The following is an 18,609-nucleotide window of genomic DNA, read 5'->3' as shown; positions in this document are numbered from 1 at the left end:
CCACCCGAAGCTCCACGGCCTACGACCCTGTGCCACCCACGGTGATCGCATCGATTTTCAAGGTTGGCTGGCCCACGCCCACCGGCACCGACTGCCCATCCTTCCCGCACGTGCCCACACCGCTGTCCAGCGACAGGTCGTTACCGACCATCGACACCTTGCTCATGGCCTCCGGCCCATTACCGATCAATGTCGCGCCCTTGACCGGTGCGGTAATCTTGCCGTCTTCGATCAAGTACGCCTCGCTGGTGGAGAACACGAACTTGCCGCTGGTGATATCCACCTGCCCGCCACCGAGGTTGGCGCAGTAGATCCCGCGCTTCACCGAGGCAATGATTTCTGCCGGATCGCTTTCACCACCGAGCATGTAGGTGTTGGTCATGCGTGGCATCGGCAGGTGGGCATAGGATTCGCGGCGACCGTTGCCGGTGCGCGCCACGCCCATCAGCCGCGCGTTGAGCTTGTCCTGCATGTAGCCCTTGAGCACGCCGTTTTCGATCAGGGTGGTGCACTCCGTCGGCGTGCCCTCGTCATCCACACTTAACGAACCCCGGCGACCCGCCAGGGTGCCGTCATCGACAATGGTGCACAGCTTGGATGCGACCATCTCGCCCATGCGCCCGCTATAGGCCGAACTGCCCTTGCGGTTGAAGTCGCCTTCCAGCCCATGCCCTACGGCTTCGTGCAGCAACACACCGGACCAGCCCGAGCCCAGCACCACCGGCAAGGTACCGGCCGGCGCAGGAATCGCTTCCAGGTTGACCAGTGCCTGGCGCAGCGCTTCACGGGCGTAACCCATGGCGCGGTCTTCAGCGAGGAAATAACGGTAGTCGGTACGCCCGCCGCCGCCATGGCCACCGCGTTCGCGGCGACCGTTCTGCTCGACGATCACACTGACGTTGAAACGCACCAGTGGCCGTACATCCGCCGCCAGCCCGCCGTCGGTGGACGCGACAAGGATGCGCTCCCACACGCCGGCCATGCTCACGGTGACCTGCTGGATACGCGGGTCGAGGGCACGAGTAGCCGCGTCAACACGCTTGAGCAGCTCGACCTTTTCCGCGCGGGTGATCACTTCCAGCGGATTATCCGGCGCGTACAACTGAGCCACGTCCTGGGTACTGAACGCCTGCACCGTGCCGTTCTGACCCGCGCGGGAAATCGAGCGCGCCGCACGCGCCGCCAGGCCCAGGGCCTCCAAGGTAATGGCGTTGCTGTAGGCAAAACCGGTTTTTTCGCCCGATTGCGCGCGAACCCCTACACCCTGGTCAAGGTTGAAACTGCCTTCCTTGACGATGCCGTCTTCCAGCGCCCAGGACTCGGAAATCTGCCCCTGGAAATACAGGTCGGCCGCGTCGATCCCCGGTCCGGCCAGATCGCCCAGCACGGTTTGCAGATTTTCGATGGTCACGCCACCGGGTGCCAGGAGATGTTCACTGACTGAGGACAACAACTCGCTCATAGGTTTGGCCTTAAATTCATCGTTCTGAAGCAGGTCGCTGTGCGCCCTGCGAGAAAAAGCGCCGGTGGTTGACCACCGGCATGCGCGCCCGTATCGACGCCTGTTCACTACTGTCGCGTTCGGCCACCAGCACCGCTTCGCCTTGATCCTGCTGAGTCAATATGCGCCCCCAGGGGTCGATAATCGCCGCGTGTCCATGGGTTTCCCGTGGCCCCGGGTGCACACCGCCCTGGGCGGCCGCCAGCAGGTAACACTGGGTTTCGATGGCCCGCGCGCGAATCAGCACATCCCAATGCGCAGCCCCGGTCACCGCTGTAAAAGCCGAGGGCGCACTGATCAACTCAGCCCCCGCCGCACGCAACTCGCTGTACAACTCGGGGAAGCGCAGGTCGTAACACACCGTCAGCCCCAGGCGCCCCACGGGCGTATCCGCCACGACCACATTGCTTCCGAAAGCATAGTCGTCGGATTCGCGATAGCGACCTCGGGCGTCCGCTACATCCACGTCGAACAAGTGCAGCTTGTCGTAACGAGCGACGACTTCACCGCGGTCGTCGATCAGCAGCGAGCAGGCGTTGGACTTGGCGTCCGGTTGATCCCTGGGTGGCAACGGTATTGTGCCCGCCACTATCCATAAGGTGAGGTCGCGGGCGGTCTGTTTCAACCAGGGCAGGATCGGACCTTCACCCATTGCCTCGGCGCGACCGATATCGGCCATGTCACGGCGGCCCATGGCGGCGAAGTTCTCAGGCAGTACCGCAAGTTTGGCGCCATTCGCCGCCGCGCGCTCCAGCAGGCGGCGTGCCTGGGCCAGGTTAGCCGGTACGTCACTCTGGCTGACCATTTGAATTACCGCAAAGGACATGGGCTGACACTCCGTAAAGGACATGCGGCCATGCTACTCCACAGCCTCTCAGTTTGGCTTTTCAAATGGCTTGTCGAAGGTGATTTTCGGGTCTTTCCAGGGGCCTTGCACGGTGTACTGCACACTGGCGAAGCGCGATACCCGGTCGCCAATCAACTTGTCGATCAGGAACAACGCACCGCCAATGGCCGGCGCGCCGACGATCAACGCCGCGATGGGCAGGTTGTTGGTGACCGGCAGGGTCACCAGCAACTTGGCATCGACGCGATCCGCCACCAGGTCCAGGGTGCCATTGAGCTCAAGGTTGGTGGACGGTCCGGTCATGGTGATGGGCTCACGGGTCACGAACACACCGTCACTGGCCGCCAGCAAACCCTTGACCCGGTCATAGCTCAAGCCCTTGCCGAGCAAGTCGGAGAAGTCCAGGCGCAAACGGCGGCCAATGGAATTGAAGTTAAGCAGGCCGAACACTCGCAGCGCCTGGGCGCCACCCTCCACTTCCACGAACTGGCCTCTACGGAACGCTGCGTCCAGGCTACCGGAGAACCGCTTGGGCCCGACCCAGGCGGGCGAGCCCGGCCAGCGACCATCCACGTCCAGATGAAAGTCCTCGCTGGTCACCGTGGGCGCAAACCCCCACCCCTTGAGTACGTCGGCGATATTCTTGCCGTCCAGTCGTCCTTTGTACCAACTGCTGCTGGCCCCCGGTGCGCCTTCCCAACCACCGGCCCCGTTGAGTTGCATGCCCTTGAGGCCCAGGTTCAGGTTGTTGAAGGCCATGCCCCTGGCGGTCGGGCGGATTTTCAGCGACCACGCGCCCACCAGGTCCGGGCCCTGGAACAGTTGGTCGATGGCGATATCCAGCGCGGGAATCTCCTTGGGGTCGACATCGGCCAACGGGTCCGGCGCGTTCTCGTCAGCCTGCACGGTAGGGTCCACGGCGGGCAGCTTCACGTATTGCAGGTTCACGGCAATGGGCGCGCCCTTGGCATCCGGCAGACTCACCGTGCCCTTGGCTTGCTGGCTATCGAACTGCAGGCCCCAGGCCACGGGCTTGCGATCCAGCTGCAGTTTGACCTGGTCGAATTGAGTACCAAAGCCGGTCAGCTTGCCCACCTTGAAATCGGCGCCACTGAGCAGTTGCTTGGCACTGCCGCCTGGATCGTTACCCGCGTAACGGTTCGCGAGTTTTTTCCACGGGTCGATATCCAGCTCTGAGAGCACCCCGCGAACGCGCAGCCCCTTGGCGCCGGGCAATACCGCATCGCCATTACCGAGGAACAATTCGCCGCGCCCATCATTGAAGTTATCCGACGGCGCCGCAAAGGTGAAATTCGCCAGCTCACCGTAATCAAACCAGTAACGCCGCTCAGCGCCCTGCAAGGTCATGCGGAACGTACTGTCACGGCCCTGGCTCGCCGGCATGCCGAATGGCGCCGGCAGATCCACCGCAACGCCCTTGAGATTGGAGTCGACCATCAGCTGACTGTCCGCGCCGTCCAGGATGACTTGCAACTGGTACGGGATATCGCCGGACACCGGCAGCGGCTGGCTGATTTTCAACCAGTCCGTGAGCCGCTTGACCGTGACCTGCCCCTTGGCGGTGACGCGGGTGCTGATGGCGCCGGGCTTGCCTTCGGCAAAAATCTGCGCGGTGATCGGGCGGTCAAACGCCTGGGCCGAAATATTCTGGCCGCTCAAGCCTTTGGCGCTGTCGAAACGGAAATCACCCTTGAGCTGTGTCAGGTCCAGGGTGGGCTCCGCCAATTGCAGGCGCGCCTTGTCGGTCTTGAAGTCGACCACGATTTTGGGTTCGGTGCCCTTGGCCAGAGGCACATCCAGGTCCAGGCTGCCTTGCAGGTTGCCCTCGCCCTTCCAGCCCGCAAAGGTGGAGGCGGTGCCGATCGGGGCTTCCTGGAGGATTTTCAGACCATCGCCCAACCCACCGGAGAATCCGCCGGTGAGCAGCAGGTGGCTGTCTTGGCCGGCCGGCGCATGGGGGATATTGACGTAGACGTCCTTGACCTGGGTATCGAGCAACTGCCCCTTGCTGGCCAGGATGCGCACGCCGCTCTCCTCGACGAATACCTCACCCTTGACCTTGCTCACATGGGGCCAGCCCGGCTGGAACGCCAACTCGGCATCGTGCACCTTGAAGAACAGGCTGATATTGCGTGAAGCCGGCAGCGCGTTGTGGCTCAGCGAGCCCTGGTACTGGAAGAATCCTTCGTCTACCGCGCCTTTGAGGATCGCCGTGCGCAACCACTCATCCAGCGCCGGGCTCAACACGGCGGGCAGATACTTGGGGGTGAAACGACCATCGCCATCGACCATGCCGACCCGCAGGTCCATGTAGTCCTCCTGGCTATGGTCGAAATGCAGGCGAATCAGGAAGTCCGCAGCGACCTTGCCTTCCTCCCCCAGCACCTTGATATACGGTGCAATGAGCGTGAAGCCCTGTTTGTCCAGCGTCCAGGTCAGGCGCGCATTGGCCTGGATGTACTGCCAGGGCTTGGCGAAGATCGGCGACAGATGCAGGGAAAAGTCCTTGCTGTCCATGCGCAACTCGCCATGGCCCAGGTCGCCGCTGATGCTGCCGGACACATTGCGCGCGGCCGGTGCGCCGAAATACGCGTCAAAACCGACACGCTCAAGGTTGGCGGCAAAACTGACTTTCCGATCTGTGCTGTCCTGTGGGCGGAAGTCCACGAGCACATTGCGTAACAGGCCGGTGGCTTTGAGGTGCTCGACGGCCTTGGCGAAACCTTCCGGCAGCGGTGCCAGGGCATTGAGCAAGGGCGTGATGGGGGTCAGGTCGAGCCGGTCGGCCTGAAGTTTCCACACTTCCCGATCTTTATCGGTCGCCAGGTTCTGCTGCAGTTGCAGGCGTGATTCCCAGCGGGTTTCGCCGATATTCATCGCCAGCGAATCAAACAGCACCTTGAGGCCGCCGTCGCTGCGTTGCACATAAGCGGTCAGGGCGAGGTTCTCGATGTGTACCGGCTTACGCTCGGCGTAGCTGCCCTTGACTTGCGGTGAATCGAGGCGCACCACGGCGCTTTGTACGGTGCCGTTGGCCCAGTTGAGCCAGAACTCGCCGCCGGCCTTGAGCTGGGTGAGCTTCCATTGCTGGGTCAGCCGGGACGGAATCCACTTGGCCCAGTCGCTTTGAGGCAGGCTCAGGTAGGCCTCGACCTCGGCGTCTTTCCATTGGCTGGCGCGCATGCGGCTGCGCAGGCTCAAGGCCAACGGCTGGCCGTCGGGTAATGTCAGGCGCGCGTCCACACGTTGCCGGGTCGTGCCGGTGTGCAGGTTCAGGCCTACATAGGTCACGGTCACCGGCGCGCGGTCGAACGGTTGCAGCGTCACCTGGCTGTCCAGCACCGATACGCGCTTGACCATTTGCATGCGGGTGAGCAGTTGCTCCGGGTCCAGTGGCTGGTCGTCCTGCATGGGCAAGCCTTGCAGCGCCCAGCGACCGTCCTTGTCTTCCTTGACGCTCAACTGCAAGCCGCTGACTTGCAGGTGGGCGATGCGCACTTCACGGGCCATCAGGCTGGCCCAGAGATCGGGCACTACCTCAACCTGGTCCAGCCGCAGCGCACTGCTGCCCTCGCCGACCATCACGTCATGGGCCAGCAGTATTGGCGCAAAACCGCTCCAGCGGCCTTCGAGGCTGCCAATATGCACAGGCATCTGTACGGCAACCTGGGCCTTGGCTTCGACTTCAGCGCGGTATTCGGCCACCAGCGGGGTCAATTCACGGCCCAGGCTCACGTACACCGCCGCCACTACCAGCAGCAACGCACACAGGCCCAGTCCCCAACGGGTCAAAGCGGCAAAAAAGCGTATCAGACGCTCCATGTCAGGCGACCCTCAAGGCAGTGGTCGGACCACAGGTCTGCGCCTGTCGGTCTCGAAAAGAGAAAGCGAATGGGGATCAGAGCAGCACCACGTCGTATTGTTCCTGGGAGTACATGGTTTCGACCTGAAAACGAATGGTGCGCCCGATAAAGCCCTCCAGTTCAGCGACGTTACCCGACTCTTCATCCAGCAGGCGGTCCACCACTTTCTGGTTGGCGAGCACTCTATAACCTTCGGCCTGGTAGGCGCGTGCCTCCCGTAGAATTTCGCGGAAAATCTCGTAGCAAACCGTTTCCGGGGTTTTCAACTTGCCGCGGCCCTGGCAACTGCTGCAGGGTTCGCACAGCACTTGTTCAAGGCTTTCGCGGGTGCGCTTGCGGGTCATCTGCACCAGGCCCAGCTCGGTGATGCCAATGATGTTGGTCTTGGCGTGGTCGCGCTCCAGCTGCTTTTCGAGGGTGCGCAGGACCTGGCGCTGGTGCTCGCCATCTTCCATGTCGATGAAGTCGATGATGATGATGCCGCCCAGGTTGCGCAGGCGCAGTTGGCGCGCAATCGCGGTGGCCGCTTCGAGGTTGGTCTTGAAGATGGTTTCTTCGAGATTGCGGTGGCCCACGAACGCGCCGGTGTTGACGTCAATGGTGGTCATGGCTTCTGCCGGGTCCACCACCAGATAGCCGCCGGATTTGAGCGGGACCTTGCGCTCCAGGGCTTTCTGGATTTCGTCTTCGACGCCATACAGGTCGAAGATCGGCCGCTCGCCCGGGTAGTGCTCCAGGCGGTCGGCAATTTCCGGCATCAGCTCGGCGACAAATTGCGTGGTGCGCTGGAAGGTTTCCCGCGAGTCGATGCGAATTTTCTCGATCTTCGGGCTGACCAGATCGCGCAAGGTACGCAACGCCAGGCCGAGGTCTTCATAGATCACGCTGGGCGCGCCAATGGTCTGGATCTGCGCCGCGATCTGGTCCCACAGTCGTCGCAGGTAGCGGATATCCATCAGGATTTCATCGGCGCCCGCGCCTTCGGCGGCGGTGCGCAGGATAAAACCACCGGCTTCCTTGATGCCTTCGGCGGCCACGCAGTCGCTGACCACCTTCTTCAGGCGCTCGCGCTCGGCTTCATCTTCGATCTTGAGGGAAATCCCCACATGGGCGGTACGCGGCATATACACCAGGTACCGCGAAGGAATCGACAGTTGAGTGGTGAGCCGGGCGCCCTTGGAGCCGATGGGGTCCTTGGTGACCTGCACCACCAGGCTCTGCCCTTCGTGCACCAGGGCGCTGATGCTTTCCACCGCCGGGCCTTCGCGCAGGGAGATTTCCGAGGCATGGATAAACGCGGCGCGGTCCAGGCCGATGTCGACGAAGGCCGCCTGCATGCCCGGTAATACGCGTACCACCTTGCCTTTATAGATATTGCCGACGATCCCGCGCTTCTGGGTACGTTCCACATGCACTTCTTGCAGAACACCGTTCTCTACCACCGCCACGCGCGATTCCATCGGCGTGATATTGATCAGAATCTCTTCACTCATGGCTGGGTCTCGTTCAGGCGTTTTCACAATAGTGACCGACCGCTAATGGCTTGGCGCGAAAGTAGAAGCGCTCAGCACGCGTTAAGGTTTTGCCAACAGGGTATGCCGAATTGGCCCAGCAGTTGCGCGGTTTCGCACACCGGCAGGCCGACCACGGCGGAATAGCTGCCATTGAGCCCGCTCACGAACACCGAGCCAAGCCCCTGGATAGCATAGCCGCCAGCCTTGTCCCGGGGTTCGCCGCTGTGCCAGTAGGCCGTCGCTTCTTGGACAGAAATGTCGCGAAAAATGACTCGGCTGCTGACACACCGGGTTTCACAGCGCTGGCCGTCGGTCAGGGCAACGGCCGTGAGGACTTCATGCTCACGCCCTGCCAGGGCCATCAACATGGCCAAGGCATCGGCCTGGTCCACCGGCTTGCCAAGGATCTTGCCATCGACGATAACCGCCGTGTCGGCGCCCAATACGCAGATGCCTGTGGTTTGCTCGAGCGCAGCCAAACCCGCCGCGGCCTTGCTTCGCGCGAGGCGCTCGACATAAGCCACAGGGGTTTCGTGTGTGAGAGGCGTTTCATCGATGGCGGCGCTGACCACGGTGAAAGGCACACCGATCTGGGTCAACAACTCACGTCGCCGCGGGGAGCCCGAGGCCAGATAAAGCATATTCACTGCAGACTCTCCCTGTAGGGTTCGATAACCAGGCAGAGCCTCGCAATCCATCAATTGATTTTATAGCGACGACGTAACCCACGCAGGCCGAAACTGACCCAGGGCCACAGCAATGCGCTGACCAGCGCCGGCAATACCAGTGCCAGGGTGGGCTGGCGATTGCCGGTCAAGGCACTGAGCCAGAGTTGAACAAGCTGCGCCAGGCCGAAGATCACCAGGATCACCAGGCACTGCTGCCACATCGGGAACATGCGCAAGCGCTGCTGCAACGACAGCACCAGGAACGTAATAAGGGTCAGGATCAGTGCATTCTGGCCCAGCAAGGTGCCATAGAGCACATCCTCCGCCAAGCCCAGGCACATCGCCGTGACCATGCCCACTTTGTGCGGCAGGTTCAACGACCAGAACGCCAACAGCAGGGCCAGCCACAGCGGCCGCAGAATTTCCATGAATTGCGGCAGCGGTGAAACGCTGAGCAGCAAGCCGATGGCAAAGGTCAGCCAGACAATCCAGCCATTGCGCGATTGAGTGCTGGCCATTATTCCTCCCTCTGCCGCGTTGTGGCCGGGGCGGTGGTCGCGGGCCTCGCGGCAGGCGTGGTGGTCGCCGCCGGTTTCGCCGGGCGGGCGTTGTGTGCAGCGGGCTTGGCCGGCGTGGCGACAGGCGCTGCGGTAGCGGGTACGGCCGCAGGCGCGGGCGGTCCCACGAACGCCGGTTTCGGCACGGTGGCAGGAATCACGGGGGCGGTGCCGTTCTGCTTGTCTTCCGCCTCCTGAGCCTGCGCCGCGTCATTGGCGCGCTCTTCCGGCGTGCGGTTGTCGCTGAACACCAGCAGCAGGTAGCGGCTGCGGTTCAACGCGGCAGTCGGGACGGCACGCACAATGGCAAACGGCTGGCCGGAATCATGGATGACCTCCTTGACCGTGGCCACCGGGTAGCCGGCCGGGAAGCGCTGGCCGAGGCCGGAGCTGACCAGCAGGTCGCCTTCCTTGATATCGGCGGTATCGGCCACGTGCCGCAACTCAAGGCGTTCCGGGTTCCCGGTGCCGCTGGCAATGGCGCGCAAACCGTTGCGATTGACCTGCACGGGGATGCTGTGGGTGGTGTCCGTCAGCAGCAGGACGCGCGAAGTGTAGGGCATCAACTCGACCACCTGGCCCATCAGGCCACGGGCATCGAGCACCGGCTGGCCGAGCACCACGCCGTCACGCTCGCCCTTGTTGATGATGATGCGATGGGTGAAGGGATTGGGGTCCATGCCGATCAACTCGGCCACTTCGACCTTTTCGTTGACCAGCGCGGAGGAATTGAGCAACTCGCGCAGCCGAACGTTCTGCTCGGTGAGGGCTGCGAGCTTTTGCATGCGGCCCTGCAACAGCAGGTTTTCGGTCTTGAGTTTTTCGTTCTCGGCGACCAGTTCGGTGCGGCTGCCGAACTGGCTGGCCACGCCCTGGTAGAGACGTTGCGGCAGGTCGGTGATCCAGTAAGTCTGCATCAATACCAGCGACATCTGACTACGCACAGGCTTGAGCAGCGAAAAGCGCGCATCGACCACCATCAGCGCGACCGAAAGCACGGTCAGCACCAACAAGCGCACGCCCAATGAGGGGCCTTTGGCAAAGAGCGGTTTAATAGGCCGCTCCTCCCAGGCAAATATTCTCTTTATTCATACGGCATCAAACCGGCCTGGATGCAGATTGAAGAAGATAAACGCCAACAGGCAGCACTGCAAAGTGCTGCCTGCCGACCCAGCATGAACCGTCCAGGCGATCTTATTCGCTGGAGAGCAGGTCCATGGTGTGTTTATCCATCATTTCCAGTGCACGACCACCGCCACGGGCAACGCAGGTCAGCGGGTCTTCGGCGACGATCACCGGCAGGCCGGTTTCCTGGGCCAGCAATTTGTCGAGGTCACGCAGCAAGGCGCCACCACCGGTCAGTACCAGGCCACGCTCGGCGATATCGGAAGCCAGTTCCGGCGGCGACTGCTCCAGGGCGCTCTTCACCGCCTGAACGATGGTGGCCAGGGACTCTTGCAGCGCTTCCAGCACTTCATTGGAGTTCAGGGTGAAGGCACGTGGCACACCTTCGGCCAGGTTGCGACCGCGAACATCGACTTCGCGAACTTCGCCGCCCGGGTAGGCGGTACCGATTTCCTGCTTGATGCGCTCGGCGGTGGATTCGCCGATCAGGCTGCCGTAGTTACGACGCACATAGGTGATGATCGCTTCGTCGAAGCGGTCGCCGCCAACGCGTACGGATTCGGCATACACCACACCGTTCAGGGAAATCAGGGCGATCTCGGTGGTACCGCCACCGATATCCACCACCATCGAACCGCGCGCTTCTTCAACCGGCAGGCCGGCGCCGATTGCGGCGGCCATCGGCTCTTCGATCAGGAATACTTCGCGGGCACCGGCGCCAAGGGCCGATTCACGGATGGCACGACGCTCCACCTGGGTGGATTTGCACGGAACGCAGATCAGCACACGAGGGCTGGGCTGCAGGAAACTGTTTTCGTGAACCTTGTTGATGAAGTACTGCAGCATCTTCTCGCAGACGCTGAAGTCGGCGATCACGCCGTCTTTCATCGGACGAATGGCAGCAATATTGCCTGGTGTACGGCCGAGCATGCGCTTGGCCTCGGTGCCAACGGCAACGACACTTTTCTGATTACCATGGGTCCGAATGGCCACAACCGATGGCTCATTCAGAACGATACCGCGCTCGCGCACGTAAATAAGGGTGTTGGCAGTGCCCAGGTCAATGGAAAGATCGCTGGAAAACATGCCACGCAGTTTCTTGAACATGGGAAAGGGACCCTAGGCAACGCGTGGGTAAAAAAGTGCGGCAAACTCTAACAACGACAGGGATTTTGGGCAAGGCGCCAATGTGCTAAATTGGCCGACTTTCTGTGCACCAACCCCCACAATCGCGGCCATATGACCGTAGAAATGCGGTAGTGTTCCGACAATCTAACACACGGACGCCTTCCGTTCTGTTTTCCACTGGAGAATCCCATGGCGCTTGAACGCTCCGACGTGGAAAAAATCGCGCATCTGGCCTCGCTTGGCCTCAATGACGCCGATCTTCCACAGACCACCGCAGCCCTGAACAGCATTCTCGGGCTGGTTGACCAAATGCAGGCCGTCAATACCGACGGCATCGAGCCCCTGGCTCACCCGCTGGAAGCCAGTCAGCGCCTGCGCGCAGACGTCGTGACCGAGCGCAATAACCGCGAGGCCTACCAGTCCATCGCGCCAGCGGTCGAAAACGGCCTGTACCTGGTTCCGAAAGTCATCGACTAAAGGGAAAGAGCCTTTCATGCATCACATGACTCTGGCCGAGATCGCCCGCGGTCTCGCCGACAAAACGTTTTCTTCCGAAGAGCTGACCAAGACCCTGCTGGCGCGTATCGCCGAGCACGATCCCAAGGTCAACAGCTTCATCAGCCTCACCCAGGAGCTGGCCCTGAGCCAGGCCAAGGCCGCCGACGAGCGGCGCGCCAACGGTGAAGACGGCGCACTGCTGGGCGCCCCGATCGCCCACAAGGACCTGTTCTGCACCCAGGGTATTCGCACCAGCTGCGGCTCGAAGATGCTCGACAACTTCAAGGCGCCCTACGACGCTACCGTGGTCGCCAAACTGGCCGCCGCCGGGGCCGTGACCCTGGGCAAGACCAACATGGACGAGTTCGCCATGGGGTCGGCCAACGAGTCGAGCTACTACGGCGCAGTGAAAAACCCGTGGAACCTGGATCACGTACCCGGTGGTTCCTCCGGTGGCTCGGCTGCAGCCGTGGCCGCACGCTTCCTGCCCGCCGCGACGGCAACCGACACCGGTGGTTCGATCCGCCAGCCGGCCGCCTTCACCAACCTCACCGGCCTGAAGCCGACCTACGGTCGCGTTTCCCGCTGGGGCATGATCGCCTACGCTTCGAGCCTCGATCAGGGTGGCCCGCTGGCACGTACCGCTGAAGACTGCGCGATTTTGTTACAAGGCATGGCAGGCTTCGATAAACAGGACTCCACCAGCATCGATGAGCCGGTACCGGACTACAGCGCCGGCCTGAACGAGTCGATCAAGGGCCTGCGCATCGGCGTGCCAAAAGAGTATTTCAGCGCCGGCCTCGACCCGCGTATCGCCGACCTTGTGCACAACAGCATCAAAGAGCTGGAAAAGCTCGGCGCAGTGATCAAGGAAATCAGCCTGCCGAACAACCAGCACGCGATTCCTGCCTATTACGTGATCGCACCAGCGGAAGCGTCCTCCAACCTGTCGCGTTTCGACGGTGTGCGCTTCGGCTATCGCTGCGAAAACCCCAAGGACCTGACCGATCTGTACAAACGCTCCCGTGGCGAAGGCTTCGGCAGTGAAGTCCAGCGCCGGATCATGGTCGGTGCCTACGCCCTGTCCGCCGGCTACTATGACGCGTACTACCTCAAGGCACAGAAGATCCGTCGCCTGATCAAGAACGACTTCATGGCGGCCTTTGAAGAAGTCGACGTGATCCTCGGCCCGACCACGCCGAACCCGGCCTGGAAGATCGGCGCCAAGACCGGCGACCCGATTGCCGAGTACCTGGAAGACCTCTACACCATCACCGCCAACCTCGCGGGCCTGCCGGGCTTGTCCATGCCCGCCGGTTTCGTCGATGGCCTGCCGGTCGGCGTGCAATTGCTCGCCCCGTATTTCCAGGAAGGCCGCCTGCTCAATGTGGCGCACCAGTACCAGTTGCACACCGACTGGCACACCCGCACCCCTACCGGCTTCTGAGGAGAACACTATGCAATGGGAAGTTGTGATCGGGCTGGAGATTCATACCCAGCTCGCCACCCAATCGAAGATTTTCTCCGGCAGCGCCACCACGTTCGGTTCCGAGCCCAACACCCAGGCGAGCCTGGTGGACCTGGGCATGCCCGGCGTGCTGCCGGTGCTGAACCAGGAAGCGGTACGCATGGCGGTGATGTTCGGCCTGGCGATTGACGCCGAAATCGGCCAGCACAACGTGTTTGCACGCAAAAACTACTTCTACCCGGACCTGCCCAAGGGCTACCAGATCAGCCAGATGGAGCTGCCGATCGTCGGCAAGGGCCACCTGGACATTCCCTTGGAAGACGGCACCATCAAGCGTGTCGGCGTGACCCGTGCGCACCTTGAAGAAGACGCCGGCAAGAGCCTGCATGAAGAGTTTCCCGGCGCTACCGGCATCGACCTGAACCGGGCCGGCACGCCGTTGCTGGAAATAGTCTCCGAGCCGGACATGCGCAGCGCCAAGGAAGCCGTGGCCTACGTCAAGACGATCCACGCGCTGGTGCGCTACCTGGGCATCTGCGACGGCAACATGGCCGAAGGCTCGCTGCGCTGCGACTGCAACGTGTCGATCCGTCCCAAGGGCCAGGCCGAATACGGCACCCGCTGCGAGATCAAGAACGTCAACTCGTTCCGCTTCATCGAGAAGGCGATCAACAGCGAAGTGCGTCGCCAGATCGAGCTGATCGAGGACGGCGGCAAGGTCATCCAGCAAACCCGCCTGTACGATCCGAACAAAGACGAAACCCGCGCCATGCGCAGCAAGGAGGAAGCCAACGACTACCGTTACTTCCCCGACCCGGACCTGTTGCCGGTGGTGCTGGAAGATTCGTTCCTCAACGATATCCGCGCCACCCTGCCGGAGTTGCCGCAGCAAAAACGCGAACGCTTCCAGGCGCAGTTCGGCCTGTCGGTCTACGATGCCAGCGTCCTGGCCTCCAGCCGTGAACAGGCCAACTACTTCGAGAAGGTCGTGAGCATCGCCGGCGACGCCAAGCTGGCGGCCAACTGGGTCATGGTCGAACTGGGCAGCCTGTTGAACAAGCAAGGCCTGGAAATCGACGAGGCCCCGGTGTCCGCTGAGCAACTGGGTGGCATGCTGCTGCGCATCAAGGACAACACCATCTCCGGCAAGATCGCCAAGACGGTGTTCGAAGCCATGGCCAGCGGAGAAGGCAGCGCGGACGAGATCATCGAAAAGCGCGGCCTCAAGCAAGTCACCGACAGCGGCGCGATTTCGGCGGTGCTCGATGAAATGCTCGCGGCGAACGCCGAGCAAGTCGAACAATACCGTGCGGCGGACGAAGCCAAGCGCGGCAAGATGTTCGGCTTTTTTGTCGGCCAGGCGATGAAAGCGTCCAAGGGCAAGGCCAACCCGCAACAAGTCAACGAACTGCTCAAAAGCAAGCTCGAAGGCTGATAGCGCAGAACGGTCCGAGTGGGATGTCATGCTCGACTCGGACCCATGTGGGAGGGGGCTTGCCCCCGATGAGGGTGTGTCAGTCGGCACATGTATTGACTGCTGCACCGCTATCGGGGGCAAGCCCCCTCCCACATTTGTCAGGGGGATATCCAAAAAAATGAAGCGTCTACTCGGCCTGCTGGCCCTGTCTTCCCTGCTGACCGGTTGCGCCAGCGGCCTCATCGACCCCAATGGCTATGACGAAACCGGCACCGCCTCCTACTATGGCGCCAAGCACCACGGCAAACGCACTGCCAGCGGTGAAGCCTTCAACCAGAACGCCATGACCGCCGCCCATCGGCGCCTGCCCTTCGGCACTCAGGTCAAGGTGACCAATCTCGCCAACAACCGCTCTGTGGTGGTCCGTATCAATGATCGCGGTCCGCATGGCCGCGGGCGCCTGATCGACCTTTCACGCAAGGCCGCCGAGCAACTGCGTATGCTGGGCAGCGGCACCGCACGGGTGCGCGTGCAAGCCCTGAACAACTGATCGAGGCCGCCTTGAGTATTTTCGGATTGAACGCCCTCTCGCCCTGGAGCCTGCTCGAACTGGTCAGCGGCTTGCTGCTGCTGATCGTCGGCGCTGAAATCCTGGTGCGCGCTGCGGTGCGCCTGGCGGCCAGCCTCAAGGTGCGGCCCCTGATCATCGGCCTGAGCATCGTCGCCTTCGGCAGCAGCGCGCCACAAATGGCCGTCAGCCTGCAAGCCACCCTGGCCGGCAACACCGATATCGCCGTGGGCAGTGTGATCGGCAGCAGCATCTTCAATATCCTCGTCACCCTGGGCCTGTCTGCGTTGATCATTCCGTTACGGGTCTCACGACAACTGGTGCGCCTGGATATCCCGGTGATGATCGTCGCCGGCCTGCTGGTAATCATCCTCGCCGCCAATGAGGCCCTGACGCCGTTTGACGGCCTGGTGCTGCTGGTTGCGCTGGTGGCCTACCTCGGCGTGCTGCACTACCAGACGCGCCACTCGCGGCGTCCGCGAACGCTGGCCACCGTGACCCGGGCGCCCTGGCTGAGCAGCGTGCTGTTGATGCTTGGCGGGTTGCTCGTGCTGGTGCTGGCCGGGCATTTGCTGCTGGGTGCGGCCGTGGCGGTGGCGAGCGACCTGGGCTTGTCGGAGCGCATTATCGGGCTGACGTTGATCGGCGTCGGCACCTCGCTGCCCTGCCTGGCCACATCGCTGATCGCAGCCTTGCGTGGCGAACGGGAGATTGCCGTGGGCAATGTGATCGGCAGCAACCTGTTCAACCTGCTGGGCGTGCTGGGTTTTACCGCGCTGGTGGCACCGTCGCCGCTGTCGGTCTCGCCCAACGCCCTGGACTTCGACCTGCCGGTCATGCTCGGCGCTATCACCCTGTGCCTGCCGGTGTTCTATACCGGCTACCGCGTCACCCGCGCCGAAGGGCTGGTGTTGCTGGGGCTGTACCTTGCGTATGGGCTGCATGTGATGGCATTTACTACCGGCATGCCGCTGGCTACCAAACTTGAACAATTGATGCTGTTTTACGTCTTGCCGGCGCTGGTGGTGGTGCTGTTGTTCACGTCGCTGCGCGCCTGGCACCGTCAACACAAGAGGGAATCGCAATGACCGGTCAGAAAAAACCAGGAGTTGAAATGCGTCGCCAGGTGATGGGCGACGCATTCGTCGACCGTGCCCTGGGCAATGCCACCGAGTTCAGCCAGCCGCTGCAGGACTTCGTCAATGAACACGCCTGGGGCAGTGTGTGGAATCGCGAGGGCTTGCCGCTCAAGACGCGCAGCCTGATAACCCTCGCCGCCCTGACCGCGCTCAAATGCCCGCAGGAGCTCAAGGGCCATGTGCGCGGCGCGTTGAACAACGGCTGTACGGTTGAAGAGATCCGCGAAGCGCTGCTGCATTGCGCGGTGTATGCCGGCGTACCGGCGGCCATCGATGCGTTTCGCGCAGCGCAGGAAGTGATTGAGGCGTATCAGGCGGACCAGCCGTAACGGTCAGATCCAGCCGCCCGCCTGCAATACAAAGATGCCGATGTTCGTGGTCACCGCCGCCATCAGGGTGGTGATCACGATAATCGCCGCCGCCAGCTCATGATTACCCTCGGCCGCCCGGGCCATCACGAAGCTCGCCGCCGCCGTTGGCGCGCCGAAGTACAGAAACAGAATCCCCAATTCCGGCCCACGGAACCCCAGCAGCCACGCGCCCAGTGTGGCGATCACCGGCAACCAGATCATCTTCATCAGGCTCGCGCTCAAGGCCATGTTGCCGCTCTTGCGCAGCGCCGCCAGGGACAAGGTGCCGCCGATGCAGATCAGCGCCAGGGGCAGTGTCGTGTCCGCAAGATAGCCCAGGGATTTTTCCAGCCAGCCGGGCAGGCCGATCTGGAAGTACGCAAACGGCGCGGCAACGATCACGCTGATGATCAGCGGGTTGGCCACCACACTCTTGAAGATACTCCACGGGTCGGACTTGATCACCGGGCTGTATACCGCCAGCACAATGGTCGACAGGGTGTTGTAGAACAGGATCACCAGCGCGGCGAGAATCGCACCGAGGGAAATCCCGTAGTCGCCGTACATGCTGGCAGCCAGCGCCAGGCCGATCACGCCGTTATTGCCGCGAAACGCGCCCTGGGTGTAGATGCCCCGGTCTTCGCGCTTGCAGCGAAAAATCGCCCAGCCCCACGCCATGGCGAAGCTCACCAACGTGGCCACGGCAAAGTAAATCAGCAACCCCGGCTTGAGCGCCGAATGCAGGTCGGCATGCAGGATGCCCAGGAACAGCAGCGCCGGCATGGTGACATTGAACACCAGGGACGAGGCGGTATGGATAAAGTTGTCGTTGATCCAGTTGATACGCTTGAGCAGCACCCCGAGGAACAGCATGGCGAACACCGGCGCGGTGATGGTGAGCGTCGTAAGAAAAATGGCGAGCATGCTGTATTAGCCTTGAGTCCTGTTATCAGGGAGTCGTAATAATAAAGCACTGGGGTGCGCGGCTGACATTTCATTTAACAATAGGCCTGCAAATAAAATTCAGGATCGGAGAACTGCATCCATTTGTAGGATGTAACTCAGAGTTCTTGGCGAAGCTCAGTCCATCCCACAAAACGCTACACAAGCTCCTACACACTGATAAGAATCCGCGCCTCTGCAATATCGACATCCCCCCTGAAAATCCTCCCTGTAACATTTTAATTATCCGGTAGCGAACCATCATGTGTTCGAAACACAAGGGGTGACTATGCGTAGATCCTTCAGTCAATTGCACAATGTGCATATCAGGAGCTGGGACGATCAGGACATCGAAGGCTATGCCGACCTGCTCGCTGATCCGGAGGCAATGAAGTTCATTTCGGCCGGCACTACACGGGGCAGAGACGCCGCCGCCAATGAAATTTCGGTATTCACAAAAGAACTTATCGATCAGGACTGGTCACGCTGGGCTGTAAGCCTGGGCGTGGAAGGATCATTTATCGGTTATGCAGGATTCGCAAAAAAAGAATATGGCATCAACTTTGGCAACCGTTTCCTCAGGAAATACTGGGGCACGCCCTACCCCTTTATTGCGATTCATCTGGCGCTCGAATACGGTTTCCAACGCCTGGGATTTGAGCAGGTCTACACGCTTACCAATATCCACCATCACCGTGCGCTGGAAATGAACAGAGCATTTTTGCATATGCCCGCAGTGACGGGAGAAGTCATAGAGACCGCCTACGGTCCTCACATAAAAATTGATCTTACACGTGAGCGGTTCCAGGAAATAAGGCTGGCAAATCTCGAGCGAATCACACGGTTCTCGCGCCGCATGAAAAAGCCTGAACACACCCAGTCCGCTTGACGAAAATCACCATTGAGTATTCGCTCCCTTGAAAACACAACCGGCTCCCGCTTGCCCTTTGCAATCCGTAGCGGACCTCTGAAGTCGAGAAACCTGGGCTTATCCTAGTTTCCC

The 18,609-nt window shown here is 61.5% G+C and carries 16 protein-coding genes; 7 read left to right on the top strand and 9 right to left on the bottom strand.

Translation table 11 applies throughout. The annotated features are described in order from the left end of the window. Positions 1-19 precede the first annotated feature (19 nt). The 8 genes from tldD to mreB all read right to left on the bottom strand — a co-directional run bounded on the left by tldD (position 20) and on the right by mreB (position 11,203). Positions 20-1,462 (bottom strand): metalloprotease TldD, encoded by a 1,443-nt coding sequence (gene tldD / locus BFQ00_RS12965; RefSeq protein ID WP_065933739.1) that lies wholly within the window; start codon positions 1,460-1,462, stop codon positions 20-22. A gap of 16 nt (positions 1,463-1,478) precedes the next feature. Then, positions 1,479-2,327 (bottom strand): carbon-nitrogen hydrolase family protein, encoded by an 849-nt coding sequence (locus BFQ00_RS12960; protein WP_065933738.1) that lies wholly within the window; start codon positions 2,325-2,327, stop codon positions 1,479-1,481. Between the two features lie 48 nt (positions 2,328-2,375). Beyond that, positions 2,376-6,191, bottom strand: a complete 3,816-nt coding sequence (locus tag BFQ00_RS12955; RefSeq protein ID WP_065933737.1) for a YhdP family protein — start codon at positions 6,189-6,191, stop codon at positions 2,376-2,378. 76 nt (positions 6,192-6,267) lie between these two features. Next, positions 6,268-7,725, bottom strand: coding sequence for a ribonuclease G (gene rng, locus BFQ00_RS12950; RefSeq protein ID WP_065885774.1), 1,458 nt, complete (start codon positions 7,723-7,725; stop codon positions 6,268-6,270). A 71-nt stretch (positions 7,726-7,796) separates the two neighbouring features. Continuing rightward, positions 7,797-8,393, bottom strand: coding sequence for a Maf family protein (locus BFQ00_RS12945; protein WP_065885773.1), 597 nt, complete (start codon positions 8,391-8,393; stop codon positions 7,797-7,799). Positions 8,394-8,443: 50 nt separating this feature from the next. Beyond that, positions 8,444-8,932, bottom strand: a complete 489-nt coding sequence (mreD, locus tag BFQ00_RS12940) for a rod shape-determining protein MreD (RefSeq protein ID WP_065885772.1) — start codon at positions 8,930-8,932, stop codon at positions 8,444-8,446. Then, positions 8,932-10,026, bottom strand: coding sequence for a rod shape-determining protein MreC (mreC, locus tag BFQ00_RS12935; protein WP_083227368.1), 1,095 nt, complete (start codon positions 10,024-10,026; stop codon positions 8,932-8,934). Before mreC ends, mreD begins: the two co-directional genes overlap by 1 nt. A gap of 139 nt (positions 10,027-10,165) precedes the next feature. Continuing rightward, the gene (gene mreB / locus BFQ00_RS12930; protein WP_002555108.1) at positions 10,166-11,203 is read right to left on the bottom strand and encodes a rod shape-determining protein MreB; all 1,038 of its coding nucleotides are present in this window, start codon (positions 11,201-11,203) and stop codon (positions 10,166-10,168) included. Positions 11,204-11,413: 210 nt separating this feature from the next. Between mreB and gatC the strand changes: the two genes are divergently transcribed. The 6 genes from gatC (at position 11,414) to BFQ00_RS12900 (ending at position 16,643) form a co-directional block, all read left to right on the top strand. Next, positions 11,414-11,701, top strand: a complete 288-nt coding sequence (gene gatC, locus BFQ00_RS12925) for an Asp-tRNA(Asn)/Glu-tRNA(Gln) amidotransferase subunit GatC (RefSeq protein ID WP_003188556.1) — start codon at positions 11,414-11,416, stop codon at positions 11,699-11,701. 16 nt (positions 11,702-11,717) lie between these two features. Next, on the top strand, positions 11,718-13,169 hold the full coding sequence (gene gatA, locus BFQ00_RS12920; protein WP_065883708.1) for an Asp-tRNA(Asn)/Glu-tRNA(Gln) amidotransferase subunit GatA: 1,452 nt from the start codon (positions 11,718-11,720) through the stop codon (positions 13,167-13,169). A gap of 10 nt (positions 13,170-13,179) precedes the next feature. Next, positions 13,180-14,625 carry an Asp-tRNA(Asn)/Glu-tRNA(Gln) amidotransferase subunit GatB gene (gatB, locus tag BFQ00_RS12915; protein WP_065933735.1) on the top strand — a complete coding sequence of 482 codons (1,446 nt, stop codon included), beginning with the start codon at positions 13,180-13,182 and terminating at the stop codon, positions 14,623-14,625. Positions 14,626-14,785: 160 nt separating this feature from the next. Next, entirely contained in the window at positions 14,786-15,157 is a 372-nt protein-coding gene (locus tag BFQ00_RS12910; protein ID WP_065893621.1) for a septal ring lytic transglycosylase RlpA family protein, read from the top strand. Positions 15,158-15,183: 26 nt separating this feature from the next. After that, the gene (locus BFQ00_RS12905) at positions 15,184-16,263 is read left to right on the top strand and encodes a calcium/sodium antiporter (RefSeq protein WP_065933734.1); all 1,080 of its coding nucleotides are present in this window, start codon (positions 15,184-15,186) and stop codon (positions 16,261-16,263) included. Continuing rightward, complete coding sequence (locus BFQ00_RS12900; protein ID WP_065896475.1) at positions 16,260-16,643, top strand: carboxymuconolactone decarboxylase family protein; 384 nt, start codon at positions 16,260-16,262, stop codon at positions 16,641-16,643. The genes BFQ00_RS12905 and BFQ00_RS12900 overlap by 4 nt, the downstream gene beginning before the upstream one ends. Before the next feature lie 3 nt (positions 16,644-16,646). Here BFQ00_RS12900 and BFQ00_RS12895 read toward each other — a convergent pair whose 3' ends face one another. Next, a complete protein-coding gene (locus tag BFQ00_RS12895) occupies positions 16,647-17,588 on the bottom strand; it encodes an AEC family transporter (protein WP_065883698.1) in 942 nt (313 codons plus the stop codon). Between the two features lie 307 nt (positions 17,589-17,895). Here BFQ00_RS12895 and BFQ00_RS12890 point away from each other — a divergent pair, with 307 nt between their 5' ends. Then, positions 17,896-18,495: a GNAT family N-acetyltransferase gene (locus tag BFQ00_RS12890; RefSeq protein ID WP_065933733.1), complete on the top strand. Its 600-nt coding sequence runs from the start codon at positions 17,896-17,898 to the stop codon at positions 18,493-18,495. The last annotated feature ends 114 nt before the right edge of the window (positions 18,496-18,609 follow it).

The organism is Pseudomonas sp. 28 E 9, assembly GCF_900004785.1.
Lineage (GTDB): Bacteria > Pseudomonadota > Gammaproteobacteria > Pseudomonadales > Pseudomonadaceae > Aquipseudomonas > Aquipseudomonas orientalis_A.
The sequence above is the reverse complement of the archived record's forward strand: the minus strand, read 5'-3'. Positions and strand labels throughout refer to the sequence as shown.